This window comes from Mucilaginibacter sp. CAU 1740, from assembly GCF_039839285.1.
Classification (GTDB): domain Bacteria; phylum Bacteroidota; class Bacteroidia; order Sphingobacteriales; family Sphingobacteriaceae; genus Mucilaginibacter.
Genome location: NZ_JBDOQS010000002.1, coordinates 180,673 through 201,599, shown reverse-complemented (window position 1 = coordinate 201,599; position 20,927 = coordinate 180,673). Strand labels below are relative to the sequence as shown.

Sequence of the window (20,927 nt, the reverse complement as noted above, 5' to 3'; positions counted from 1 at the left end):
CGGGTTATTTAGGTAGCAAAGCATAAAAAACCTAAAAACGCAGACCAAATACTGCTTCATTTTGGTTAAAAACGCAAAAACACTTACACAAAACCTACTTTAGCCATCGAAAAATCAACATAAACAACACTGAGATGAAATATTTTCAACAGAATGTATGTTTTGTTAAAAATACCCAATCAACCAAAGACGCTTTTTGGCAGTTTTAAAGCTCTGCCGGAAAAAAAAATAAAAAATCTGCAACAATCTCGCATTTACATGCGTCTTATTTAAGAAAATGGCAGCAATAAAATCGCCGCAAGAATATAAAATTGGAAATAATAATTAAAAAATATTAAAAAATAAAATAAATAACAAACATTCAAGTTTTATAATATTTTACAAAAACCTAAAAAACAACGCAAAAACAGCACAATAAATATTACAGCGATTTAAAAGATAAAAGGTTTTACCACAAAAAATCGCTTCAATACACAAAAACATAACATTTCTGTTACAAAATAATAAACAAGCACCATCCTGCATCCACCCCCTACCCATCCAAATCACAAAAATTTTCTCATTTATCACACTAATAACAGATTTTTGCCACATTCTTGTTACTTTGGGCTAAAAAGGGCCACTTATTAATAATATCTATGCCAAAATCACCTTTTTCACCTAAACCGGCTACCAAAACTTGCTTTTATTCATTAAAACTTCATGTAAAATTGATGTAAAACCAACGTCAAATAATCGTCAAATAAAAAAGGGTAAAATGTTTTATCGGCAATTTTGGATATATATTAATATATATAACTTTTTTTTACACTTTTTTTAAATTTATTTCCTTTTTATTACAAAAAATGTAGTTTTGGGTATTAACTAAAACTGATTTTTAATAATGAAAAAACTCCTACTCGCAAGCTGGTGTTTGTTCATGCTATTCATTAGTGTGGTACAGGCACAAAACAAAACAGTTACCGGCCGGGTAACTTCTAAGGATGATGGATTGCCGCTCCCAGGCGTATCCGTAAGGGTTGTAGGCACAACCGTAGGCACACAAACAAATGCGAACGGTCAATTCGTATTAAATGTGCCTTCTTCAGCTAAAACGTTAAGCTTTAGTTTTATCGGTTACACTAGCAAAAGTGTAGAAATTGGAGACGGTCCGATATCCGTTACATTAGAAAGCGCAGCTAACAAACTATCAGAGGTTGTTATTGCCGGTGCTTACGGCACCAAACAGTCTTCAAGGTCGGCCTCCTATGCTGCACAAGTAGTAAAGGCTGAAGATCTAAACACTATCCGCCAACCCAACTTAAACAACGCTTTGGCAGGTAAGGTTGCAGGTATTCAGGTACGTAGCCAATCATCGGCAGCTTTAGGCCGCAATACTAACATCCGTCTTCGCGGTGCTGTTGGTTTTGGCTCGGGCAACAACCCGCTTTATGTAGTTGATGGTACTATCGTTCCAAACTCGGATGATATCAATCCGGACGATATGGAATCAACAAGCGTACTTGAGGGTCCGGCAGCTTCTGCACAATTCGGTTCGCAAGGTGCTTACGGCGCTATCGTAATGACAAGTAAAAAAGGCAAAAAGAACAAAGGTGTTGGCATTGAGTTCAACATTGGTGCAAACTTTGATAAAGCTTACATTTTGCCTAACTACCAAAACTCATACGGTGGTGGTGCTTCTGCCGATTTCATTCAGTACCACTATAAAGATGGTGATCCTGAAGGTTGGAGAGCCCTTGACGGGAAATACTATCCGGATTATACCGACGACAGCAGCTGGGGACCAAAAATGGTTGGTCAGGAATATATTCCATGGTATGCATGGGCTGCCGGTACAAAATATTCATTCAAAACCGCAAAATGGACACCACAGCCAGATAACGCTAAAGACTTTTTCCAAACAGGCGTTTCTTTGAATAACAACGTTGCATTTTCAAAAGCAGGTGATGATTATAACTTCAGGATGTCGTACAACAACCAAAACCAAACTGGTATTGTACCTCAAACCAAGTTGAACAAAAACATCTTCAACATCAACGTAAACTATGATCTAAACAAACACTTCACTGTAGGTGCTAACATCAATTACATCGGCCAAAAAATCAGCGGTCAGATCAATGATGATTACGCCAGCGCTTCAAGCGGTTCATTCAACTCGTGGTTTCACCGTGATCTTGACATGGGCATAATGAAAGAGTTACAGGATTTAAGGTCGCCAGACGGCACTTATGTAAGCTGGAACCACCAAAACCCTAACTCGTACGATGCTTCAAACCCAGGTGCGTTTTATGCTGGTAACTACTGGTATAACCCTTACATGTGGCAAAAACAATGGCAAAACGTAAATCAACGCGATCGCTTTTACGGTGCTCTTTACTTCCAGTACAACTTTAATAAAGATTTGAATTTCAAGGTTACCTACCGTCGTAACCAGCAAAACACATGGAATGAAGGTCGTGTTTCGTCAGAAATTCAGGCAAGTGGTACGCAAACAGGTCAAAAAGCTGCATACAGCACTTTTAACTCTTACCAAAACCGCGAAAACTACGAAACCTTGTTAAGCTATAACAAGCAGATCAAAGATTTCCATATTAACGCAAATGCTGGTACCGATATTTATAACTACGTTTATAAAGACAACTCTCAAAGCACTCAAAATGGCTTAAGTATCCCGGATTTTTACAGCTTAAGCAACTCGATAGATCCTATTGCGTTCTCCAACAATCGTATCCAGGAGCAATACCGTGCGGCTTTCATTAAAGCGTCTATCGGCTACAAATCATTCCTTTATGTAGATGGAACTTTCCGTAACGACTGGTTTTCAACACTGGCCGAAGCAAACGGTGCCAACTCGGTACAATCAAAATCGGTAGGTAGCTCATTTGTATTCAGCGAATTATTACCTGGCTTTAAAGATTGGTTGAGCTTTGGTAAAGTACGTGCTTCATGGGGCCAGATCCCAAGGGCGCTTGGTACTAACACCGAAACCTTTGGTGCTTACGTTAACAACACACTTTACGGTGTAAATAACAACAAATTTGGCGGTAACCTGTTACAAACAGCTCCATCAAACTTTGTTGATCCAAACCTGCATGGTAGTACAACTACTACAGTTGAGATGGGCTTAAACCTTGGTTTCTTTAATGACAGGGCTACTTTTGGCGCAACTTACTACTCAGCAAAAGATAAAGATTTCCCAACCTCAATCCAGGTTAACGCGGCGAGCAGCGTAAGCAGCATTCAAACTAACGTAGGTTTGATTAAAAGAAAAGGTATTGAGTTAATGGCTGGTGGTACCCCTATTAAAACCACAAACTTTAGCTGGAGCATCAATGCTAACTTTGCTCAATTGCTTGACAATACTGTTGAAGAGATCAGCGATAAATATGGTGTAACCCGTATCAACGTTGCCGGTGTTTGGGGTGTTGGTACAGATATGCCTACCCTTATCATGCAAAAAGGCAAGTGGTGGGGCCAGATTTATGGAAACGGTATTAAGCGTAATGCTGATGGCGTTCCAATCCTTACTTCATCTGGTATGTACCAAAACAACCCTGATGTATATTATGGTAGCGCGCTTCCAAAATATACAGGTGGTTTGCAAAACTCGTTCACTTTCTTTAAAGACTTCATCCTGAATGTAAACATGGATTATCAATTTGGTGGCAAATTTGTTTCGCTATCAAACCGTTGGGGTCAGTATAGCGGCTTAACTGCCAACACTGCTGCACTTAATGATAAAGGCATGTCGGTTCGTGATCCTGTTGCTGATGGCGGTGGTGTTAAAGTTACCGGTGTTGATGCAAGCAACAACCCTGTTACTTATTATGTTGATGCAAAATCATACTACCAGGGCTTAACCAACAACAAAACATACGATCCTTATGTTTACGATTTAACCTTCATCAAACTTCGTGAGGTTGCATTTGGTTACAACTTACCTGTTAAACGTTGGGGCTTAGGCAAAACACTTCAATCGGCAAGATTTGAGTTAACCGGTCGTAACCTGTTACTTATCTACGCTAAATCGAAAGATTTTGATCCATCAGAAATCACTGCAACACAGGGCGAAACTGCCCAGTATCCAGGAACAAGAGGTATTGGTTTTAACTTAAGGGTAACGTTCTAAGATCAACGATAATCAGAGACACAAAATGAAAAAGATATATTTATATACAATAGCAGGTGCGCTTACCATTTTTGGAGCCGGCTGCAATAAAGTTAAAGACTTCGGTGATGTAAACAACAACCCCGGAGCTACTGTAACGCCTATCCCCGGGGCTTTATTAACCAACGTGGAAAACAATCTCGGCGGTTACGCTTCAACCAACGGTGAGCCAATGGCAGGTGGTCAGTACGCGCAATATTTTACAGAAACACAATACTCAGGTACCTCACTTTATAACTTACCTCAGGCATCATTTACCGGCCATTACAGCAGTAACCTGAACAACCTGCAGGTTATTATAAAATTGGCTCCAACTAAAAACATGGTAAACGTTGCAAAAATTTTGCAGCAATACATTTTTTGGGAAGTAACCGATACCTGGGGCGATGTGCCATACAGTCAGGCACTACAAGGTGCTGACAACATCCTGCCTAAATATGATTCGCAGGCTGATATCTACAAAGGCATGATCAGCGCGCTAACTACCGCTATCAATTCTTTTGATGGTTCGGCTATAAACGGTGACGTTATTTATAGCGGCGACGTTGACTCATGGAAACGCATGGCAAACTCTTTGAAATTGCTTATAGCAGTGCAGATGTCAAACAAATCTGAAGTAGCTGCCTTAGCATCAACAAGTGTAAAAGAAGCCGTTGCTTCGGGCGTTATAACTTCAAAAGGTCAAAACTTTACAGTTAAATATCCGGGCAGCTCATTTAAAAGCCCTTGGTGGAGCTTGTATAACGGACGTAAAGATTTTGCTGAATCAAAAACCCTTACAGATTATACTGCAAGCACCAGCGATCCCCGTCAGGCTGCGTTTGGTGGCGAAAGCGAGTTAGCAGGCAACGTACTCACATCAAGCATTGGTGTACCTTACGGTTTGGCCCGATTAAGTGTAACCGCGTTTACTGATGCTAACCCTAAATGGGCCCGCGTATTACGTGGTGATTTCCGTACCGAAACCGGTTCTGTTAATATCATCACTGCTGCCGAAGTATGGATGGCCAGAGCAGAGGCTGCAAAATTAGGCTGGCTTTCTGAAAGCGCTAAAACCGATTTTGATAGCGGCTTATCTACTTCATTTGATCAGTGGGGCCTGGGTACTACAGTACCTGTTTCGTTCTCAAGTCAATTTGGTGCTGATCCAAGCATCCAAACCATATCAACCCAGCGTTGGGTAGCGAGCTACCCTGATGGACACATGGCATGGGATATCTGGCGTAAATCAGGGTTCCCTGTGCTTATCCCTGCCCCGGATGCTACAAACTCATCAAAGCAAATTGTTAGGCGTTATGTTTACGCGCCTGTTGAGTACGCAACCAACACAGCAAATGTTAACGCTGCTGTAGCACGTATGGGTGCTGATACGCAAGATACCCGCGTTTGGTGGGATGGTGGTAAATAATCATTTTTAAATTGAGACACAACATGAAAAAGAATATATCATTTAAATATTTACTTGTTGCAGGCATCTGCTCTACATTAGCTTTTTCGAGCTGTAGAAAAGAAAGCCCTGCCGATAAAGCTGGCGGTCAGGCTTTAAATAACGGCTTATCATTCATCGGTTTTCCCGATGGAATGGAACAATCTCACTTCTTCGATCCGTTTACCAACATTAAAACGGTAGATGTATTTTCGATAAAACGTGATGCAAAAAGCTCTGCCGATCTGCAAAAAGAACAAACGGTGACCTTAAAATCACTTCCAGATGCTATCACTAAATACAACGACGATAATGGCACCGCGTACGAATTGTTGCCAACAAGCCTTTACACAATAAGCAGCACTAAAGTTACTGCAGGTACTGGTGGTAATTTATCAGCTAAATTTGCTCCTGGCGACTTCCAGAACTACTTCACCATTAAACTTGATGGCAGCAAATTTGATCTTACCAAAAAATATGCCTTAGCATATACAATTACCGATGCGGCCGGTTTAACTGTACACGCAGCAAGCAAAGATACTTTATACACTTTCTTTGCTATTAAAAACAAGTACGATGGTGCATACCACTCAACCGGTACTTTCCACCACCCTACCGCAGGCGACCGTGCTATTGACAGGGATAAAACCCTTACTACAGCCGGAGCAACTGCTGTAAGTACTGAAATTGGCGATATTGGCGGTTCAATGACCTTAACTGTAAACGAGGCTACCAACGAGGTAACCGTTTCTGGTAACGTTAGCGCAACCCAACCGTTATTACCGGTTGCTGGCAAAACTAACACATACGATCCTGCAACCAAAAGCTTCATCCTGAATTATCAATATTTAGGAGGCGGTGGTTACCGTGTTGTTGAAGAAACCATCAAACACAAATAATAACCAGATCTTGAACTTAAGGGGAGATGAAAATCTCTCCTTAAGTTTATTAACCTGCTAAATTATAGTTAACCGAAACCAAAGCATTATCAAACCGAGACAGGTGTATAAACACTCATCTGTTTGATGATGCACTAAGTAAACTATAAGCAGATTATCTGTTATTATATTAAGATATTATCCGAAACAATTCACGGAACCTACACCTCCAAATATATCAAAATTGAAGCTTCGTTCTTTTTGTTAATAGTTATATATGCTAAAGCCGTACACAGTAAGCTCGTGTGCGGCTTTTCTTTTTATACATATTTTAAAAGTTTGGATCGAAGTTAAAGCAGATAGGATTTGATAACCCAACCATATTCCCACTCAAAGCGGCCGATTGCGGCACCTGCGGATATGGGGTAGATGGCCCTTCAACCGTAACCCTGTAATAAGTACGGCCTGTTAATACCGGTGTATCGGTAAATTCAATTACAGGCGTTTTACCATCCATTTTAAAAGTACCGAAAGGGTTACCGTTTTTTACCACGTTTATGGTGTAGCTGGTATCCTTTATACTGCTGCCCGTTAATTTCACATTAAATTTAACGGCTTTGCCGGTTGCCTTAACATTATCGCCCATCATGGCATCCATTTTATTATCGCCGTTTAAATCGGCATAAAACTCAACCCTCGGGGCGTATGGATTGCTGCTTATAGATACCCTGCCATTAGTTAACGCGTCAATCACAGCTTGCACAGTACGTTTTTTGGCAAATACCCAGGTGGTAGGCGTACCGGCATAATTGGCTTTGGATTGATAGGTATTAGGACCCGGTTTTTCATCTCCCACAGGTACTCCGTGATGAGCATCGCTCCCTCCCCTACCTGTAAGCTTGCGGCCCGATGATAGCATATCGTCCCAGATCATGATGGCATTGGCATTTTTTGACCAAATGGCCGAGTTCCATACCTCGATAGAGTTAACCATATCGTACGAATAGCCAAAGTGGTCTTTACCGCTTGGGTGATTGGCCGAAAGGTGGATCCCCAGCTTATTTTTAATGCGCCCTACTACGGTATCGCGCTGATCGCGTACATCGTACAGTTGCTGATGATCATACGGTTTGGCCGAAAAAGCGTTGCCATGCCCGCGGGTGGTTGTCCACTCGGCAGCATAAAGTAGTAATACAGAATCGGATTTAAATTCGGGATCGGCCCAGGTGTTATGGGCTACATCGCCATCCACATGATTATCATGATCGGTTATGGCGAGGTAATCAATCCCTACTGATTTACAAAAAGCGATTATTTTGGCGATGGAATTGTTTGATGATTCTTTGCTATGCCTGGAGTGCATATGCAGCTCGCCTTTAAGCCAAACACCATCTGTAAGGCTGACTACCGGAGCCGGGGCGGCAACCGGTTTAGCGGTAAATGGATTAACATGTTTTGTTGTTTGTGCCGAGGCCGAAAAGCTGATACAGCTTGCGATAGCCATTGCGCCAAACCGGATAATTAGCTTTTGCAGGATCTGATTTTTTAAAGTCATATTCGGGGTAAATGAATTTTACCCCGAACCTACCCCTGTTATATTAGCTAATTGTTAAACGGGCTAAATGACATAAAAATGTGACAGAATATGGCGCAATGTCAATGAAATCAAGGTTTGTGATTATTTACCTATTGTTTCCCGGCTTTGATTGATCAATGCTGATGCGAAATCTTTATCTACCGGCATCAACCATTTTTCAGGCAGCGAAAACCATTCAGAGTTATACACCTGGCCTGACATCGGAGTTGTAGCTTTTTTATACATATCATTAGTCATTTGCTTCACCTCCTTCATTTCTTGTAAATTTATTCCATTGGGCACAACAATGCCAACGCTCCTATCGGGTAATGCAACCTGATATCCATTGGGAAATATATTACTTAATTCATTCGAAAGTAAGATGCGGCTCGAACCAATACCATCACCATGTACAAAGGCCAGAAAGATTATCGTCTTGCCATCACTTCCGGTAGCATGATGTGTGAAAAAATTCTCTTTGTCAGTGATTGAATGCCGTAAGTTTTCAAAAGAGGTTTGCTGCCAGCCACTATGATTTTCATTTAATACCACAAATTGCTCTTTTGTAATGTAGGACATGACTCCTGATCCGGTAAAAAAGACCCAGGTAAGCAAAAATTGTTTATTGTAAAATTGCTGATGTGGTAGTTCCCAACTGCCTTCGCTGTAATAACTACGTGGTACAATAAGAGGATATATCTGATTTAGATCCATTTTTTGTTCGATGATATTATCAAAGAAACTAAAAAACGATAAAATATGCGCTTTCCGATAGAAAACGCTTTATGACTTTTGCACTGAAATATTCACAATCGTATGTAATATTGGTACTACCGTATGGATAGTACCAATATCTTCAACTATTCTTTCGTTTCAGCGGTGTTTGCCTGAACGCGAACCGGTTCTGCAACCTCGCCATTTTGGGCATCTTTAAATTCTTTCATGCCTTTGCCAAGGCCTTTCATCATTTCGGGTATTTTTTTACCGCCAAACAATAATAAAATTGCTACTAATATCAGAATGATCTCTGGTGCTCCTAATCCCATGGTGTTTGTTTTTAATTGGATGTATATAATGTGCCTGTCAGGCAGCTTTCTCTCTTTCGTATTCGCAGGCAGATATCAAAGTACCGGGGTCGATATCCAACAATCGGGCAATCTGGATGAGCCGATCAACGGTAAGTTTTGAATAGTTGAGCTCAATTTTGCTATATGAGTTCTGGCTCATCCTCATCTTGGCAGCCATATACTCCTGCGAGTAGTTTTTGGTTTCGCGCAAGTGCCTGATGTAGTTTGCTATACGCCCGATATCGTTTTGGCTCATTGGTTTACTTTAATAATTGATTAACAATGAATTGTGGTAAAAGTTACGGAATATCCTTAAATAGAGTAATGATGTAAGCAGCGGGTAATTTTGGTTTGTTTAATTACCCATGCATTTGATATACGCTTAAAAATCGTGGCCGGTTTTCGTGAGGCTATTGTATTTCTTACTTCATTTCAGGGTATTATTTTTTAATCCGAGGTTAAAAAAACCACGTTAGTTACACCAAACAATAAAACATAACACCATGAAGAAATTATTTGTAATGGCCTTTGCTTTAGCAGCTATAGCGGTAGCGCCAAAAACTTACGCTCAAACCAAAATGGTAGGCGGCGCGGCCATGTACCCTACTAAAGACATTATTGACAATGCCGTGAACTCGAAAGACCATACCACACTGGTAGCCGCTGTTAAAGCTGCCGGACTGGTTGAAACCCTTAAAGGCGATGGCCCTTTCACCGTATTTGCCCCAACCAATGAGGCTTTTGATAAACTGCCTAAAGAAACCGTACCAACCCTGCTAAAGCCCGAAAACAAAGCTACACTTACCAAAATACTTACCTACCACGTAGTAGCCAGTAAACTAAGCGCAGCCGACTTAATGGCAAAAGTAAAAGCAGGTATGGGCAAAGCCGAACTGAAAACCGTAAGCGGCGGCACCATCTGGGTAATGCAAGACGGCAAAAAGCTATACCTTGTTGATGAAAAAGGCGGCAAATCATGGATCACCATTGCCGATGTTTTCCAGAAAAACGGCGTGATACATGTGGTGAACACCGTATTGATGCCTAAATAAGCGCAAATATCTACAGAATAAAAACAGCCCGATGTGTAATGTACATCGGGCTGTTTCTTTTATAACATGTTGTCATTTCGACGAACAGCGATGGGTTGCCGAGGCGTGTGAGGAGAAATCTTATACGCCAAGCCCCGGAACATGCATTGGTGGCTTTTCGTGGCTTACAAGATTTCTCTTTCGCTCCACTACACTTTCCTCCCTTGCTCTATCGAAAAGACATTCTTGATATTATGTTAACTTCAATCCTTCAACTTGATCCAAACCGGACCATGATCGCTTGATTTTTCCCAGCCACGTACATTTTTATCAACACCTGCGGCTTCCAACTTAGCCACCAGATCGGGGCTGAGCAGAAAATGATCTATCCGCAAACCGGCATCACGACCATAGGCGTTGCGGAAATAATCCCAAAAGGTATAGATGGTTTCGGTTGGGTGCAGATGGCGGATGGCGTCTGTCCAGCCCTGGGCAAGCAATTGCTGAAAGGCCTCGCGGGTTTCGGGGCGAAAAAGGGCGTCGTCAACCCAACGTTCGGGTTTGTACACGTCGGTTTCGGTGGGGATGATGTTGTAGTCGCCGGTTAAAATTACGGGGTTACCAGTCGCCAGTAGTTCGGCAGCGTGGGCTTTAAAGCGGTCGAGCCAGGCCAGCTTATAATCGAACTTCGGCCCGGGCGCCGGGTTGCCGTTGGGCAGGTACAGACAGGCTATAGTAACGCCATCAACAATGGCTTCAATGTAGCGGCTTTGGCTATCTTCCTCATCGCCGGGGAGGGCATGGCGCACTTCGCTGATGCTGCGGTTGCGGGTGAGTATGGCAACGCCATTCCAGCTTTTTTGGCCATGCCATATAGCGTTGTAACCGGCATCGAGCAGGGCTTGTTCGGGAAAATTCTCTTGTGGGGCTTTCAGTTCCTGCAGGCAGGCTACATCGGGTTGGGTTTCTTCCAGCCAGCGCAGCAGCACCGGCATGCGGGCATTTATACTGTTTACGTTATATGTAGCAATTTTCATGATGCAAAATAACTATCTCCGGCCGAAACCGCGCTATAAAACATGGTCTGCAACCCATATTTTAAACGCAGATACCTCGTTGTTGCGCGGAGATAGTTTGTTGCCAGCTCTTTATTTTTCAAACTCATCCGGGTTAACCCCAGGTGCCGGCGGACGCTCATCCGGAACATCGTTCGGAAGGTTATCGGGCGCTTCTTCAGGTATCTCCGGCTCTCCGGGATCAGTAGGTTGCCTAATCTCCGGATTTTCCGGAGTTATGGGAAACTCTTCGGGTTCGAAGGGGATGGTACTGTGTTTTTTGGTCATGTATGGTATAACAGGGGTTATAGCTAAAGGTTTTGCGAAACTTAATGGAGTTATACGATCATATGATCCTTGCTGTTAAACCGTTAGTTTATATTTTAACTAACTTTGATAACTACATCTGCAACTTTCAGGATGAAAAACACCCGCCCCCACCAAATCCTCTCCCAATTCATCCAACTCATAGATGAACACCTTGCCGATCTCATCCACCATCGTGCCACAGATATGCAAGAAATAGAGAATTTCGCCGAGTTAATGCACATCCACCCTACCCATTTAAGCAACACTATTAAAGAGGTTAGCGGCACATCAGCATGCGGCATCTATCAAACAAAAATTATCGAAACAGCTAAACAACTACTGGCCGATCCTTCCCTTACTATCCGCGATATCGCTTTCACCCTCACGTTTGATCCTTCGCAGTTTACCAAATGGTTTAAACGCCTTGCCGGTACAACACCTAAACAATACCGCGCAGGTTTAGCTATGAAAGCGTAAAGCAAATACTTAAATCATGTCCATTTTATAAGCTGCATAGCTGGTAGGTTTGCTTTACAGTAACAGCAAACAGATGGACTTAAAAATAGCAACCCTACTCATAACCGGCGGCAGCGATGGCATTGGCAAAGGCCTTGCCAAACGTTTTATTGAAGCCGGTAGCACGGTGATCATCACCGGTCGCGATGAAAGTAAATTAAAACAAGCGGCGGATGAGATGCCCGGATTACATACTTATGTTAACGATATAAGTGACCCGGCACAGCGCGAATTACTTGCGTTACATATCCAAAACAACTTTTCGTCTCTAAACATCCTCATCAACAACGCGGGCATCCAACGGAGAATTTCTCTTGCCGATGATGACGCCCTATGGCCCGAACGCCAGGCAGAGATCGATACTTTACTTTCGGCCCCTGTGCATTTAAACCACCTGCTTATCCCATTGATATTGAACTCGGACAAACCGGGGACGATAGTTAATGTAACATCGGGCGGGGCGTATATCCCGCAGGTATTCGCGCCGGTTTATAGTGCCTGTAAAGCGGCTTTACATAGCTACACCATTACCTTACGCCACGCGCTTGCTGATACCGCATGCAGGGTGATTGAGTTGATACCTCCGGCAGTTCAAACCTCATTGGCAGGAGCCGGGAATGCTCATGGCGCGCCGTTGGACGAGTTTTGTGATTCAGTTTTTAAACAACTAACTCAAGGCAATGCCATATCGATAGGCTTCGGCCCAACTGAAAATTTAACGCAGCAAATTTCGGGCAAGCCGCTGGATGAATTGTTTTTGGCGAGTGCGGGGAGAGTTAAGGTGAATACTTATCGAGGTGAGAAAATGTAAAAAGCATGGACCATGTGCGATTCCCTCCCTTGGGAGGGTGTAGGGAGGGGTTTCGCCACCGTGCATATTCGTTACACAGCGTATAAACCCCTCCCTACCACTTCACTTTCCCATGCGCCCCTCCCCAAGGAGGGAATTTTTAAAATCTATTTATGTGCTCCAACATTTGAAACAAAATCTCGAAAGATTGAGACGTTTTAACTACCCGTTAAAAATCAAAACCGTCATCTTTGGTGCATTGCTTAGTGTCATCAAAACACATTAAGTACAGCAACCAATTATAGCATATGCAACAAAGTAATGTTTCGTCGGCGGCGCTGCAATCAAGGCAGCATTTCCAAATTTTAGATGGTTTGAGGGGCGTGGCGGCCATAGCCGTGGTTATTTTTCATTTTATGGAAATTGCCGTGCCCGACTATCATAAAAGCTTTATTGCGCACTCCTACCTGGCAGTCGATTTCTTTTTTTGCCTCTCGGGCTTTGTAATTGCCTATGCATATGACGAGCGATTGGGGAACATAGGCGTTTGGCGTTTTATTAAACTGAGGCTTATCCGCCTGCACCCGCTTGTAATTATCGGCTCGGTTATAGGGCTTATCGCTTTCGTGTTCGACCCATTTAACGATCTGTACGATACCTATGCAACCAAAACTTTCGGCATGTTTGTGGCGTCGTGCCTCATGATCCCGTATCCGCTGGTGCATGAGCGGTATTTCAACCTTTTTCACCTTAACCCGCCTACATGGTCGTTGTTTTGGGAGTACATTGCCAACGTATTTTATGCGCTGGTATTAGTCAAGATTAGTTACAAGATGCTTTGGGTATTAACCTTAATTGCTGCCGTACTGCTTTGTTTTGAGGCCAACCGGTCGGGTTATCTTGGCGTAGGCTGGGGTGGCGATAGTGTAGCAGGCGGTGGTTTCAGGGTTTTCTTTTCGTTCACGGCCGGAATTTTAGTTTACCGCTCGGGCTGGGTCATTAAATCAAAGCTTGGTTTCCTGGGTATCAGCGCACTCTTGCTACTCGTGTTCATGATCCCCTTTGCCGAAAAAACTAATCCATATGTTGATTGCGCTTCGGCCATTATACTTTTCCCGTTATTGGTAGCCCTGGGTGCAGGCGCGATCTTAAAACCAGCATTAACCAAATTGTGTAAATTTTCGGGCGAGATCTCCTACCCGCTGTACATGATCCACTACCCTTTCATCTGGCTTTTTATGAGTTGGGCTGAGCTAAAAAAGCCTTCATTAAACCAAATGACCATAGTTATTTTACTAAGCGTTCCATTGTTGATAGCGTTGGCTTATGCAGTGATGATATGGCTGGATATTCCTGTTCGCAAGTATCTTAAAATAAGGATGGAGAAAGAAGAAGTGGAAGAAGCAAGGGAAGCGGCACTTGAAAAGGGAAACTAATCAACTTAAACATAAATAAATACAAAAAAGCTTAGCGCCTTAGCATCTTTGCGTGCTTAAAAAACCGCCATGCAACTAACACGTCTATCCATAAAAGCAGTTGCGGCTTAGCGCCTTTGCGTGCTTAAAATCGTTGCCCAAATACACTTGTATCCCCAAAACTAAAATCAGTTTAATCTCCCTAAACAAAACACCTGTTATATTGTAATATTTAATACATTGCGCAACTATTTTTCGCACTGCCCCTGAATAATTACCATGGATAACTCTGCCCACCTGTTAACCGATAAGCAACTGATTGATGTACTATGCATGGGACATCAACCAATGGCCGTACATGTATCTGAAGATGCCGTGATCCAGGCAGCCAATGATGCCATGATAAACGTTTGGGGTAAAGACCGAAGCGTGATAGGCAAATCGTTAGAAGATGCCCTGCCCGAGCTTAAAGGGCAGCCTTTTATTGATATGTTTAAGCAGGTATGGAACGAAGGCGTAACATTTTCCGGCACAGATACCCCTGCCAATTTGATAGTTGACGGCGAGCTGCAGACATTTTATTTTGATTTTGAATATCGTCCTATTAAAGACGCCAGCGGAAAAACCTATGCCATACTGCATAGCGCAACCGATGTAACCGAACGTTACCATAGCCGTTTCAGGGAACAACGCCTAATTGAAGAGCTTACCGCTACCAACGAGGAGTTGACCGCATCAAACGAAGAAGTGCGGGCGAGCAACGAAGAACTGGCCGCGATAAATGAAGAATTACAAGCCATTACCGAGGAACTAAGGCTATCGGAAGAATTTCTGCAAAACATAAATAATGATCTTAAAGCAAGTGAAACGCGTTTCAGGCAATTAATTAAACAAGCCCCGGTTGGCATTTGCCTGATAAATGCCGACGATTTGATGGTACAGGAGGTGAACGATGCCTATCTGCAACTGGTTGGCAGGCCTCGCGAGCTTTTTGAAAACCATACTATTTGGGAGATAGTACCGGAAGCTGCGCAAACCTATGCCCCTGTGATGAACGGCGTAATTGAAACGGGCATAGCCTTTAATGCCCGTGAGCACCGCGTGACCCTTACCCGCGAAGGTACGGACGAGGACGTATTTATTAATTTTGTTTATGACCCCATTTATGGGCACGACGAGAAGGTGACCGCCATTTTGGTAATTGCCATTGAAGTTACCGATATGGTAATAGCCCGCAAAAAAATAGAAGAAGCTGAGCAACGGAGCAGGTTAGCTGTAGATGCCGCGGGCATTGGCATATTTGATATCGACCTTGAAACGGGCGCAGCTGTTGTGGCTGGCAAATTCAATGAAATATTTGACCTGGAAACAGTTCCAAACCAGGATTCGATTGAAACGCTTATTCACCCTGACGACAGGCAGATCCGGGCCACTGCTCATACTGAAGCCCTCCGCACCGGGCACCTGTTTTACGAAGCAAGATTATCGCCCGAAAACAATGGTGCTCACTGGATAAGGGCACAGGGAAAAGTGCTTTATAATGATAACAACAAAGCCGAACGCATATTGGGCACCGTGCTTGATATTACCGCCTATAAAGAACTGCAACAACAAAAAGACGATTTTATCAGCATAGCCAGCCACGAGCTTAAAACGCCTATTACCAGCTTAAAAGCCTCGCTGCAACTGATGGATAGGATAAAGGATAAACCCGAACAAAACGCGATGATCCCAAAGCTCATCATGCAATCGCGCAAAAGTGTGGAAAGGGTGAGTGTATTGGTAGAGGATCTGCTGAACGTAAGCCGGTTGCAACAATCAGACATCCGCCTTAACAAAAGCAATTTTATCCTTTCGCAATTGGTTAACGCTGTGGCTAATCCCATCAGCATCACGGCTAAACACCGCATCATTATTACCGGCGAGCTGGAGTTACAGATTTTTGCCGATGAACATCGCATCGACCAGGTGATCACCAACTTTTTAAACAACGCCGTTAAATACGCCCCATCATCCGAAACCATTGAGGTTGATATTACCACAGACAGTGATTTTGTAACCCTATCTGTTACCGACCACGGACCCGGCATCCCGCTTGAGAAACAGGCGCATTTATTTGACAGATATTACCGGGTAGATCAATCCGGTCACCAGGGTTCGGGCTTAGGGCTTGGGTTGTATATCTGCGAAGAAATTATTGGCAGGCATGGCGGTAGTATTGGCGTTATCAGCCAGGAAGGTGAAGGAAGTACGTTTTGGTTTAGATTGCCGTTGTAAAAGTTTTTCAAACTATCCGCTATACACTCCATCATGTCATTGCGAGGTACGAAGCAATCGCACGCAGGTTCGCCCTGTATAGTTCGCGATTGCTTCGTACCTCGCAATGACATGATTTAGAGTGTCGCGCTTCCTCGGCTTACTTCGCTGCAAACTCCTTGTCCATCAAATTGCTCGGAAACCATACCGTCATTTCGCCTTTACCACGGTTAGCCCATGAGTAATATGGGATAGCAGTAAAACTTGCCTTTTTCAGGTTATTGCGCAGGCTATCCTTACGCATTACTTCGGCATTTAAGGTCATCACACCGTTCAACAGATCTTTCTTGAAAATTGGCTTAAATTTGGTGTTGTAAGGGATCACTATATCGCTCACCTTGCCGTTGTTGTCTTTCCATTCGCCACAGTACATGATGGGGCCACGTTGCAGGGCCAGGCGGTTGCTGTCAACCTTCAGGTTTTTATCGGCTACAACTTCTTTAACTTCCATGGGCAGGTTCACCTGGATCTGGTCGCCTTTTTTCCAAACGCGGTTTAGTACCGCGTATCCATTTTTAAGCTGATATTTTACTGCTACTCCGTTTACTTTAATAGTTACAGGTTGTACCTGCTTATTACGGAACGTGTAAAGTTTTGAAGGGATGGCCTCGGCACGTGCCCAGCCCGGTATCCTTACCAGCATATTAAAGCGCTTAGGTGCATCTGGAGATACATTAAGCGATAACAAACCATTCCATGGATAATTATTGGTTTGGGTAAGGTTAACCTTAGTATTATCATATTTTAAACTGGCCGAGCCGCCGATGAACAGGTTAACATAAATATTATCATCTTTCTGCGCGTAAATATATCCCGGCAACGACGACAGGAACCTCACCATATTGGTAGGGCAGCACGAACACTCAAACCATCCCGAACGGCCGGGTTCTAAAGATGAATGCGTAAAACCATCGGTAACCTGCATGGCATTGGTGTAGAAGAATGATTTACCATCAAGCCCTACGCCCGAGATCAACCCGTTGTAAAGTATCTTCTCTAATAGGTCGATATATTTTGAATCGCCATGTAATAAAAACATGCGCTGGTTCCAGTACACGTTGCCAATAGCGGCACAGGTTTCGTTATAGGCAGTAGAATTAGGCAGTTCGTAATCGCCGCCAAACTTCTCGCCATCAGGGATGGCTCCTATCCCACCCTGCACGTAGATCTTTTTGCTTACCATGCGGTTCCAGATCTTGTCGATAGCTTCGATATATTGTTTATCACCGGTTAAGGCAGCAACGTCGGCTATTCCCGAGTACAGGTACACGGCGCGTACAGCATGACCTTCGGGTGTCTCCTGCTCGGTAACCGGTAGGTCATCCTGCCAGTACATGCCGTTTTTCCATTCGTCTTTATTGGTTTTGTCGTACTGGCGTTTACCGCGCTCATCGATAAAGAATTTGGCGAGGGTTAAATAATCTGCTTTACCGGTTATGCGGTACAGGCGTACCAAGCCCATCTCAACAATTTCATGGCCTGGCGCTACGTGCAACTTGCCATCACCAAAAGTTTTAACCAGCAGGTCGGCGTTTTTTAGGGCGATGTTTAAAAAGTTGCGTTTACCTGTAGCCAGGTAATGCGCGCTTGCAGCCTCAAACAAATGGCCCGAGTTATATAACTCATGGCTCAACTCGTTCTCTTTAACCCAACGCTGGCTGCCCGACCATTCATGCGGGTGCAGCGGATCAATAGTGCGGGCGGTATACAGGTAACCATCCGGTTCCTGGGCTTTGCCTACTACAGCAACTAACGAATCTACATACTTATCCAGCTTAGCGTCGGGGTGTACGGCCATGGAATACGATGCCCCCTCGATGGTTTTATAAATATCAGTATCATCAAAAGGGTATTTAGTGCAAAACTTACCGCTATGCGCGGCAGCCATTTCGAAGTTTTTAACCCTACCGGTATTTTCGCACCGGGCAAACGACGCCGGAATAGTAACCGTGCGGTTGGTTTCAACGCGTGGGAGCCAAAAATGGTCGTTCAGTTTTACATCGGTAAAGGGTACAGGTTTTATAGGATAGTCTTTAACCTGGGCGGTAGCCGTGCCTGCGGCAAGGCTAAGCAGCAGTATCAATTTCTTCATAATCTTGTTTATCCGGTTTAAAATCGAGGGTTAAGGTAGATAAAAAATTATGATTGTGAAATTAACACTTAATTTTTTATTGATTTTTAGAGAGAAAAATTGGGAGCTTAGGAAGAGGTGTAAATGAGGTATTAGGTTTTGTTAAAATAGTAATACAAATAAAAAACGTCATTGCGAGGTACGAAGCAATCGCGAACAGTACAGGGCGGACCTGCTTACGTGCGATTGCTTCGTACCTCGCAATGACATTAAGTTTTCAGGGCTAATTAAATTAGCCCTTCTTACCCTTCGTCTTGTCACTATAAGTCAGTTCCACAACGGGATTTTGACTGTAAGCCTCCCAAAGGGCATCAAGATCTTTGCCGGTAAGTGTTACCCACGATTGATCGGTGTATTGATGCGCGCGCAGCTGCTTATCCAGATCGGCTATTAAACCTGGTTTTACATTTTTCTCCAACCAAACAAAAAAGCGGGCGGTAATGCGGTAGCTGTTTTTATAGCTCTGCTCCTTTTTAAATGCCGGCAGGTACCATTTCGAACCAACATTATCAACGCCGAATTTGTAGCGTACATAATCCGCAATACCCTCAGTTAACCAAACCGGACCGGCACTGTAACCATAGCCCTGCACCAGGTGCATAGTTTCGTGCGTTACCACATCAATATCGGTTGGATGGGCTTTAAGGTATTTAGTGCTGAATAAAATACGATTACCACTGGCTTCGGCTACGCCGCCGTAAGCGGTATCGGTTACAAACACCACGCTTTTGGTTGTGTTTTTATTGAAAGTTTTGATCAGCACCGGGTAGATCTCAAAGTAAGTATCAACAAGGCTTTGCTGAACAGCCGGATCGATACGCTGGTTTTTATTGATAAAAACCAACTGGTAACCGTACTTCTTAATAGTATCTGCAGATACCCAATTTTTCGCCAGCGCCACTTCCATCGCTTTCTCCAGCTTCTTTTCAGATAAGTCGCTGATGAGGGCTGAGCTGATCTGCATTTTACCATCTTCGGCTGTAATAGTAGGGCTATCGGCAAAAGTAACCTCCAAATGTTTTTTGGTGTGATAGCTGTTTGCCCTTGCAAAATCGGGGTAGATATTATAAAAAGCTTTGGTAAGCTTTTCTTTGGCTTTGGCATCCAACGCGGCGCTATCGGCGGGCAAGTTTAAGCGGTATTCTTCTTTCTCTTTATCCTTGTCTTTTTTCTGCCCGAAACAGAAACCGGTAACGCATAACAGCGCTACCGATAGTATTTGCTTCCTTATCATATTTTAATTATTAATATTTCACGTCCGGAAAATCGGTTTTGGCTTTTTCAAGCTGAACTGTCCAGTCGTTACCTTTTTCGTCTTTATCCCCAAAGGCCGTAAGCGCCAGTTGTTTTAAGTCAGCACCGGCAGCACCGCTCCAAAAATGCACAAACTCGCCCATATTTAAATCCCTCGAATATTCGGGGTAGTTTTGTTTTCCGTTATTAAAAGTTTGCTTAGGGAAGTATTTAGCCAGCAAAATAAAAAAATTATTCAGCGCTTTGGTTTTGCCATGGTCTGTATAGATAGGGTAAAACCAATCCCTGTACCAATGTGTACCCTGACGTGGGAAATCATCGATGGTGTTCACCTTCATGTTGCTCCAGCGCACAGCATCATCATTGCGGCCAAGCCCCAGGTAAACATCATACTGATAGATCTCCATCCATTTACTATCGTGCCAGATAGCAAACGCCGGCGAACCATGCACCCCTTTTGACGCGCCTTCAACGATGTGGCCTATCTCATGGGTTGAAAGGTCGATATCATTACCCACGCCCGATGTCCAGGCATTAGGATCGTCCGAACCGCAATCGGTTACGTTATGATAATCGTGACTGGCATCCATATAGGTTGACGGGTGACCGCCGCCGTATTTACCTGCATGATAAATGGCATACAGGCGCGAATCGCTGCCAAAGCTGCCGTAAGTTTTTTTAGTATAGTTCCAGGCCTGCGCCATGTAGGTTTTAGGCCAGGTAACTGATGGTTTTACATCAGCATCGTAATAAACCACAACGCTGGTATCATAATAAACACGGCTAAGGTTTTGAACGTGCTCAAACCAATGTTCTTTCCAGGTGGCATCGGGTGCAGATGGATCTACATTAACAGATGGTTGTTTTACAACTGTGGGGCTTGTTTTTTTACTACAGGCAACAACCGCCACGCCTATCACACTAAGTAAAAAGCAGATTTTTTTCATAAGATAGTATTTAAAACGCCCCGAATATACGGGGCGTTTGGGTTTAAA

At 43.5% G+C, this 20,927-nt stretch carries 17 protein-coding genes; 8 read left to right on the top strand and 9 right to left on the bottom strand.

Going from position 1 to position 20,927, the window contains the following annotated elements; genetic code table 11:
• Positions 1–883: 883 nt before the first annotated feature.
• From AAFN85_RS05250 to AAFN85_RS05240, 3 genes are read left to right on the top strand one after another with little or no spacing between them, the layout of a single operon-like run.
• Positions 884–4,129: a SusC/RagA family TonB-linked outer membrane protein gene (locus AAFN85_RS05250; protein WP_347525938.1), complete on the top strand. Its 3,246-nt coding sequence runs from the start codon at positions 884–886 to the stop codon at positions 4,127–4,129.
• Between the two features lie 25 nt (positions 4,130–4,154).
• Positions 4,155–5,576, top strand: a complete 1,422-nt coding sequence (locus AAFN85_RS05245; RefSeq protein ID WP_347525937.1) for a SusD/RagB family nutrient-binding outer membrane lipoprotein — start codon at positions 4,155–4,157, stop codon at positions 5,574–5,576.
• A 23-nt stretch (positions 5,577–5,599) separates the two neighbouring features.
• Complete coding sequence (locus AAFN85_RS05240) at positions 5,600–6,493, top strand: DUF1735 domain-containing protein (RefSeq protein ID WP_347525936.1); 894 nt, start codon at positions 5,600–5,602, stop codon at positions 6,491–6,493.
• A gap of 310 nt (positions 6,494–6,803) precedes the next feature.
• Here the strand turns inward: AAFN85_RS05240 and AAFN85_RS05235 are convergent, their stop codons facing one another.
• From AAFN85_RS05235 to AAFN85_RS05220, 4 genes are all read right to left on the bottom strand, one after another.
• Positions 6,804–8,027: a CehA/McbA family metallohydrolase gene (locus AAFN85_RS05235; RefSeq protein WP_347525935.1), complete on the bottom strand. Its 1,224-nt coding sequence runs from the start codon at positions 8,025–8,027 to the stop codon at positions 6,804–6,806.
• 123 nt (positions 8,028–8,150) lie between these two features.
• Complete coding sequence (locus AAFN85_RS05230) at positions 8,151–8,762, bottom strand: hypothetical protein (protein ID WP_347525934.1); 612 nt, start codon at positions 8,760–8,762, stop codon at positions 8,151–8,153.
• Between the two features lie 146 nt (positions 8,763–8,908).
• Positions 8,909–9,094 carry a twin-arginine translocase TatA/TatE family subunit gene (tatA, locus tag AAFN85_RS05225; protein WP_347525933.1) on the bottom strand — a complete coding sequence of 62 codons (186 nt, stop codon included), beginning with the start codon at positions 9,092–9,094 and terminating at the stop codon, positions 8,909–8,911.
• A 37-nt stretch (positions 9,095–9,131) separates the two neighbouring features.
• On the bottom strand, positions 9,132–9,371 hold the full coding sequence (locus AAFN85_RS05220) for a helix-turn-helix transcriptional regulator (RefSeq protein ID WP_347525932.1): 240 nt from the start codon (positions 9,369–9,371) through the stop codon (positions 9,132–9,134).
• 247 nt (positions 9,372–9,618) lie between these two features.
• Between AAFN85_RS05220 and AAFN85_RS05215 the strand changes: the two genes are divergently transcribed.
• Entirely contained in the window at positions 9,619–10,167 is a 549-nt protein-coding gene (locus AAFN85_RS05215) for a fasciclin domain-containing protein (protein ID WP_347525931.1), read from the top strand.
• A gap of 242 nt (positions 10,168–10,409) precedes the next feature.
• Here the strand turns inward: AAFN85_RS05215 and xth are convergent, their stop codons facing one another.
• Positions 10,410–11,183: an exodeoxyribonuclease III gene (xth, locus tag AAFN85_RS05210; RefSeq protein WP_347525930.1), complete on the bottom strand. Its 774-nt coding sequence runs from the start codon at positions 11,181–11,183 to the stop codon at positions 10,410–10,412.
• A gap of 111 nt (positions 11,184–11,294) precedes the next feature.
• Positions 11,295–11,489, bottom strand: a complete 195-nt coding sequence (locus AAFN85_RS05205; RefSeq protein WP_347525929.1) for a hypothetical protein — start codon at positions 11,487–11,489, stop codon at positions 11,295–11,297.
• Positions 11,490–11,594: 105 nt separating this feature from the next.
• Between AAFN85_RS05205 and AAFN85_RS05200 the strand changes: the two genes are divergently transcribed.
• The 4 genes from AAFN85_RS05200 (at position 11,595) to AAFN85_RS05185 (ending at position 16,508) form a co-directional block, all read left to right on the top strand.
• Complete coding sequence (locus tag AAFN85_RS05200; RefSeq protein WP_347525928.1) at positions 11,595–11,987, top strand: AraC family transcriptional regulator; 393 nt, start codon at positions 11,595–11,597, stop codon at positions 11,985–11,987.
• Between the two features lie 73 nt (positions 11,988–12,060).
• Positions 12,061–12,837: an SDR family NAD(P)-dependent oxidoreductase gene (locus AAFN85_RS05195; protein ID WP_347525927.1), complete on the top strand. Its 777-nt coding sequence runs from the start codon at positions 12,061–12,063 to the stop codon at positions 12,835–12,837.
• Positions 12,838–13,124: 287 nt separating this feature from the next.
• Positions 13,125–14,252 carry an acyltransferase gene (locus AAFN85_RS05190; RefSeq protein ID WP_347525926.1) on the top strand — a complete coding sequence of 376 codons (1,128 nt, stop codon included), beginning with the start codon at positions 13,125–13,127 and terminating at the stop codon, positions 14,250–14,252.
• A gap of 258 nt (positions 14,253–14,510) precedes the next feature.
• Entirely contained in the window at positions 14,511–16,508 is a 1,998-nt protein-coding gene (locus AAFN85_RS05185) for an ATP-binding protein (RefSeq protein ID WP_347525925.1), read from the top strand.
• Positions 16,509–16,647: 139 nt separating this feature from the next.
• Here AAFN85_RS05185 and AAFN85_RS05180 read toward each other — a convergent pair whose 3' ends face one another.
• From AAFN85_RS05180 to AAFN85_RS05170, 3 genes are all read right to left on the bottom strand, one after another.
• Positions 16,648–18,639 (bottom strand): glycoside hydrolase family 127 protein, encoded by a 1,992-nt coding sequence (locus tag AAFN85_RS05180; protein ID WP_347525923.1) that lies wholly within the window; start codon positions 18,637–18,639, stop codon positions 16,648–16,650.
• Positions 18,640–18,910: 271 nt separating this feature from the next.
• Entirely contained in the window at positions 18,911–19,912 is a 1,002-nt protein-coding gene (locus AAFN85_RS05175) for a basic secretory protein-like protein (protein ID WP_347525922.1), read from the bottom strand.
• 10 nt (positions 19,913–19,922) lie between these two features.
• Positions 19,923–20,879, bottom strand: coding sequence for a hypothetical protein (locus tag AAFN85_RS05170; RefSeq protein WP_347525921.1), 957 nt, complete (start codon positions 20,877–20,879; stop codon positions 19,923–19,925).
• Between the last annotated feature and the right edge of the window lie 48 nt (positions 20,880–20,927).

Bases quoted from the DNA above. Each gene is read 5' to 3' on its own strand.
- AAFN85_RS05250 (WP_347525938.1), top strand. From the start codon at position 884: ATGAAAAAACTCCTACTCGCAAGCTGGTGTTTGTTCATGCTATTCATT.
- AAFN85_RS05245 (WP_347525937.1), top strand. From the start codon at position 4,155: ATGAAAAAGATATATTTATATACAATAGCAGGTGCGCTTACCATTTTT.
- AAFN85_RS05240 (WP_347525936.1), top strand. From the start codon at position 5,600: ATGAAAAAGAATATATCATTTAAATATTTACTTGTTGCAGGCATCTGC.
- AAFN85_RS05235 (WP_347525935.1), bottom strand. From the start codon at position 8,027: ATGACTTTAAAAAATCAGATCCTGCAAAAGCTAATTATCCGGTTTGGC.
- AAFN85_RS05230 (WP_347525934.1), bottom strand. From the start codon at position 8,762: ATGGATCTAAATCAGATATATCCTCTTATTGTACCACGTAGTTATTAC.
- tatA (WP_347525933.1), bottom strand. From the start codon at position 9,094: ATGGGATTAGGAGCACCAGAGATCATTCTGATATTAGTAGCAATTTTA.
- AAFN85_RS05220 (WP_347525932.1), bottom strand. From the start codon at position 9,371: ATGAGCCAAAACGATATCGGGCGTATAGCAAACTACATCAGGCACTTG.
- AAFN85_RS05215 (WP_347525931.1), top strand. From the start codon at position 9,619: ATGAAGAAATTATTTGTAATGGCCTTTGCTTTAGCAGCTATAGCGGTA.
- xth (WP_347525930.1), bottom strand. From the start codon at position 11,183: ATGAAAATTGCTACATATAACGTAAACAGTATAAATGCCCGCATGCCG.
- AAFN85_RS05205 (WP_347525929.1), bottom strand. From the start codon at position 11,489: ATGACCAAAAAACACAGTACCATCCCCTTCGAACCCGAAGAGTTTCCC.
- AAFN85_RS05195 (WP_347525927.1), top strand. From the start codon at position 12,061: ATGGACTTAAAAATAGCAACCCTACTCATAACCGGCGGCAGCGATGGC.
- AAFN85_RS05190 (WP_347525926.1), top strand. From the start codon at position 13,125: ATGCAACAAAGTAATGTTTCGTCGGCGGCGCTGCAATCAAGGCAGCAT.
- AAFN85_RS05185 (WP_347525925.1), top strand. From the start codon at position 14,511: ATGGATAACTCTGCCCACCTGTTAACCGATAAGCAACTGATTGATGTA.
- AAFN85_RS05180 (WP_347525923.1), bottom strand. From the start codon at position 18,639: ATGAAGAAATTGATACTGCTGCTTAGCCTTGCCGCAGGCACGGCTACC.
- AAFN85_RS05175 (WP_347525922.1), bottom strand. From the start codon at position 19,912: ATGATAAGGAAGCAAATACTATCGGTAGCGCTGTTATGCGTTACCGGT.
- AAFN85_RS05170 (WP_347525921.1), bottom strand. From the start codon at position 20,879: ATGAAAAAAATCTGCTTTTTACTTAGTGTGATAGGCGTGGCGGTTGTT.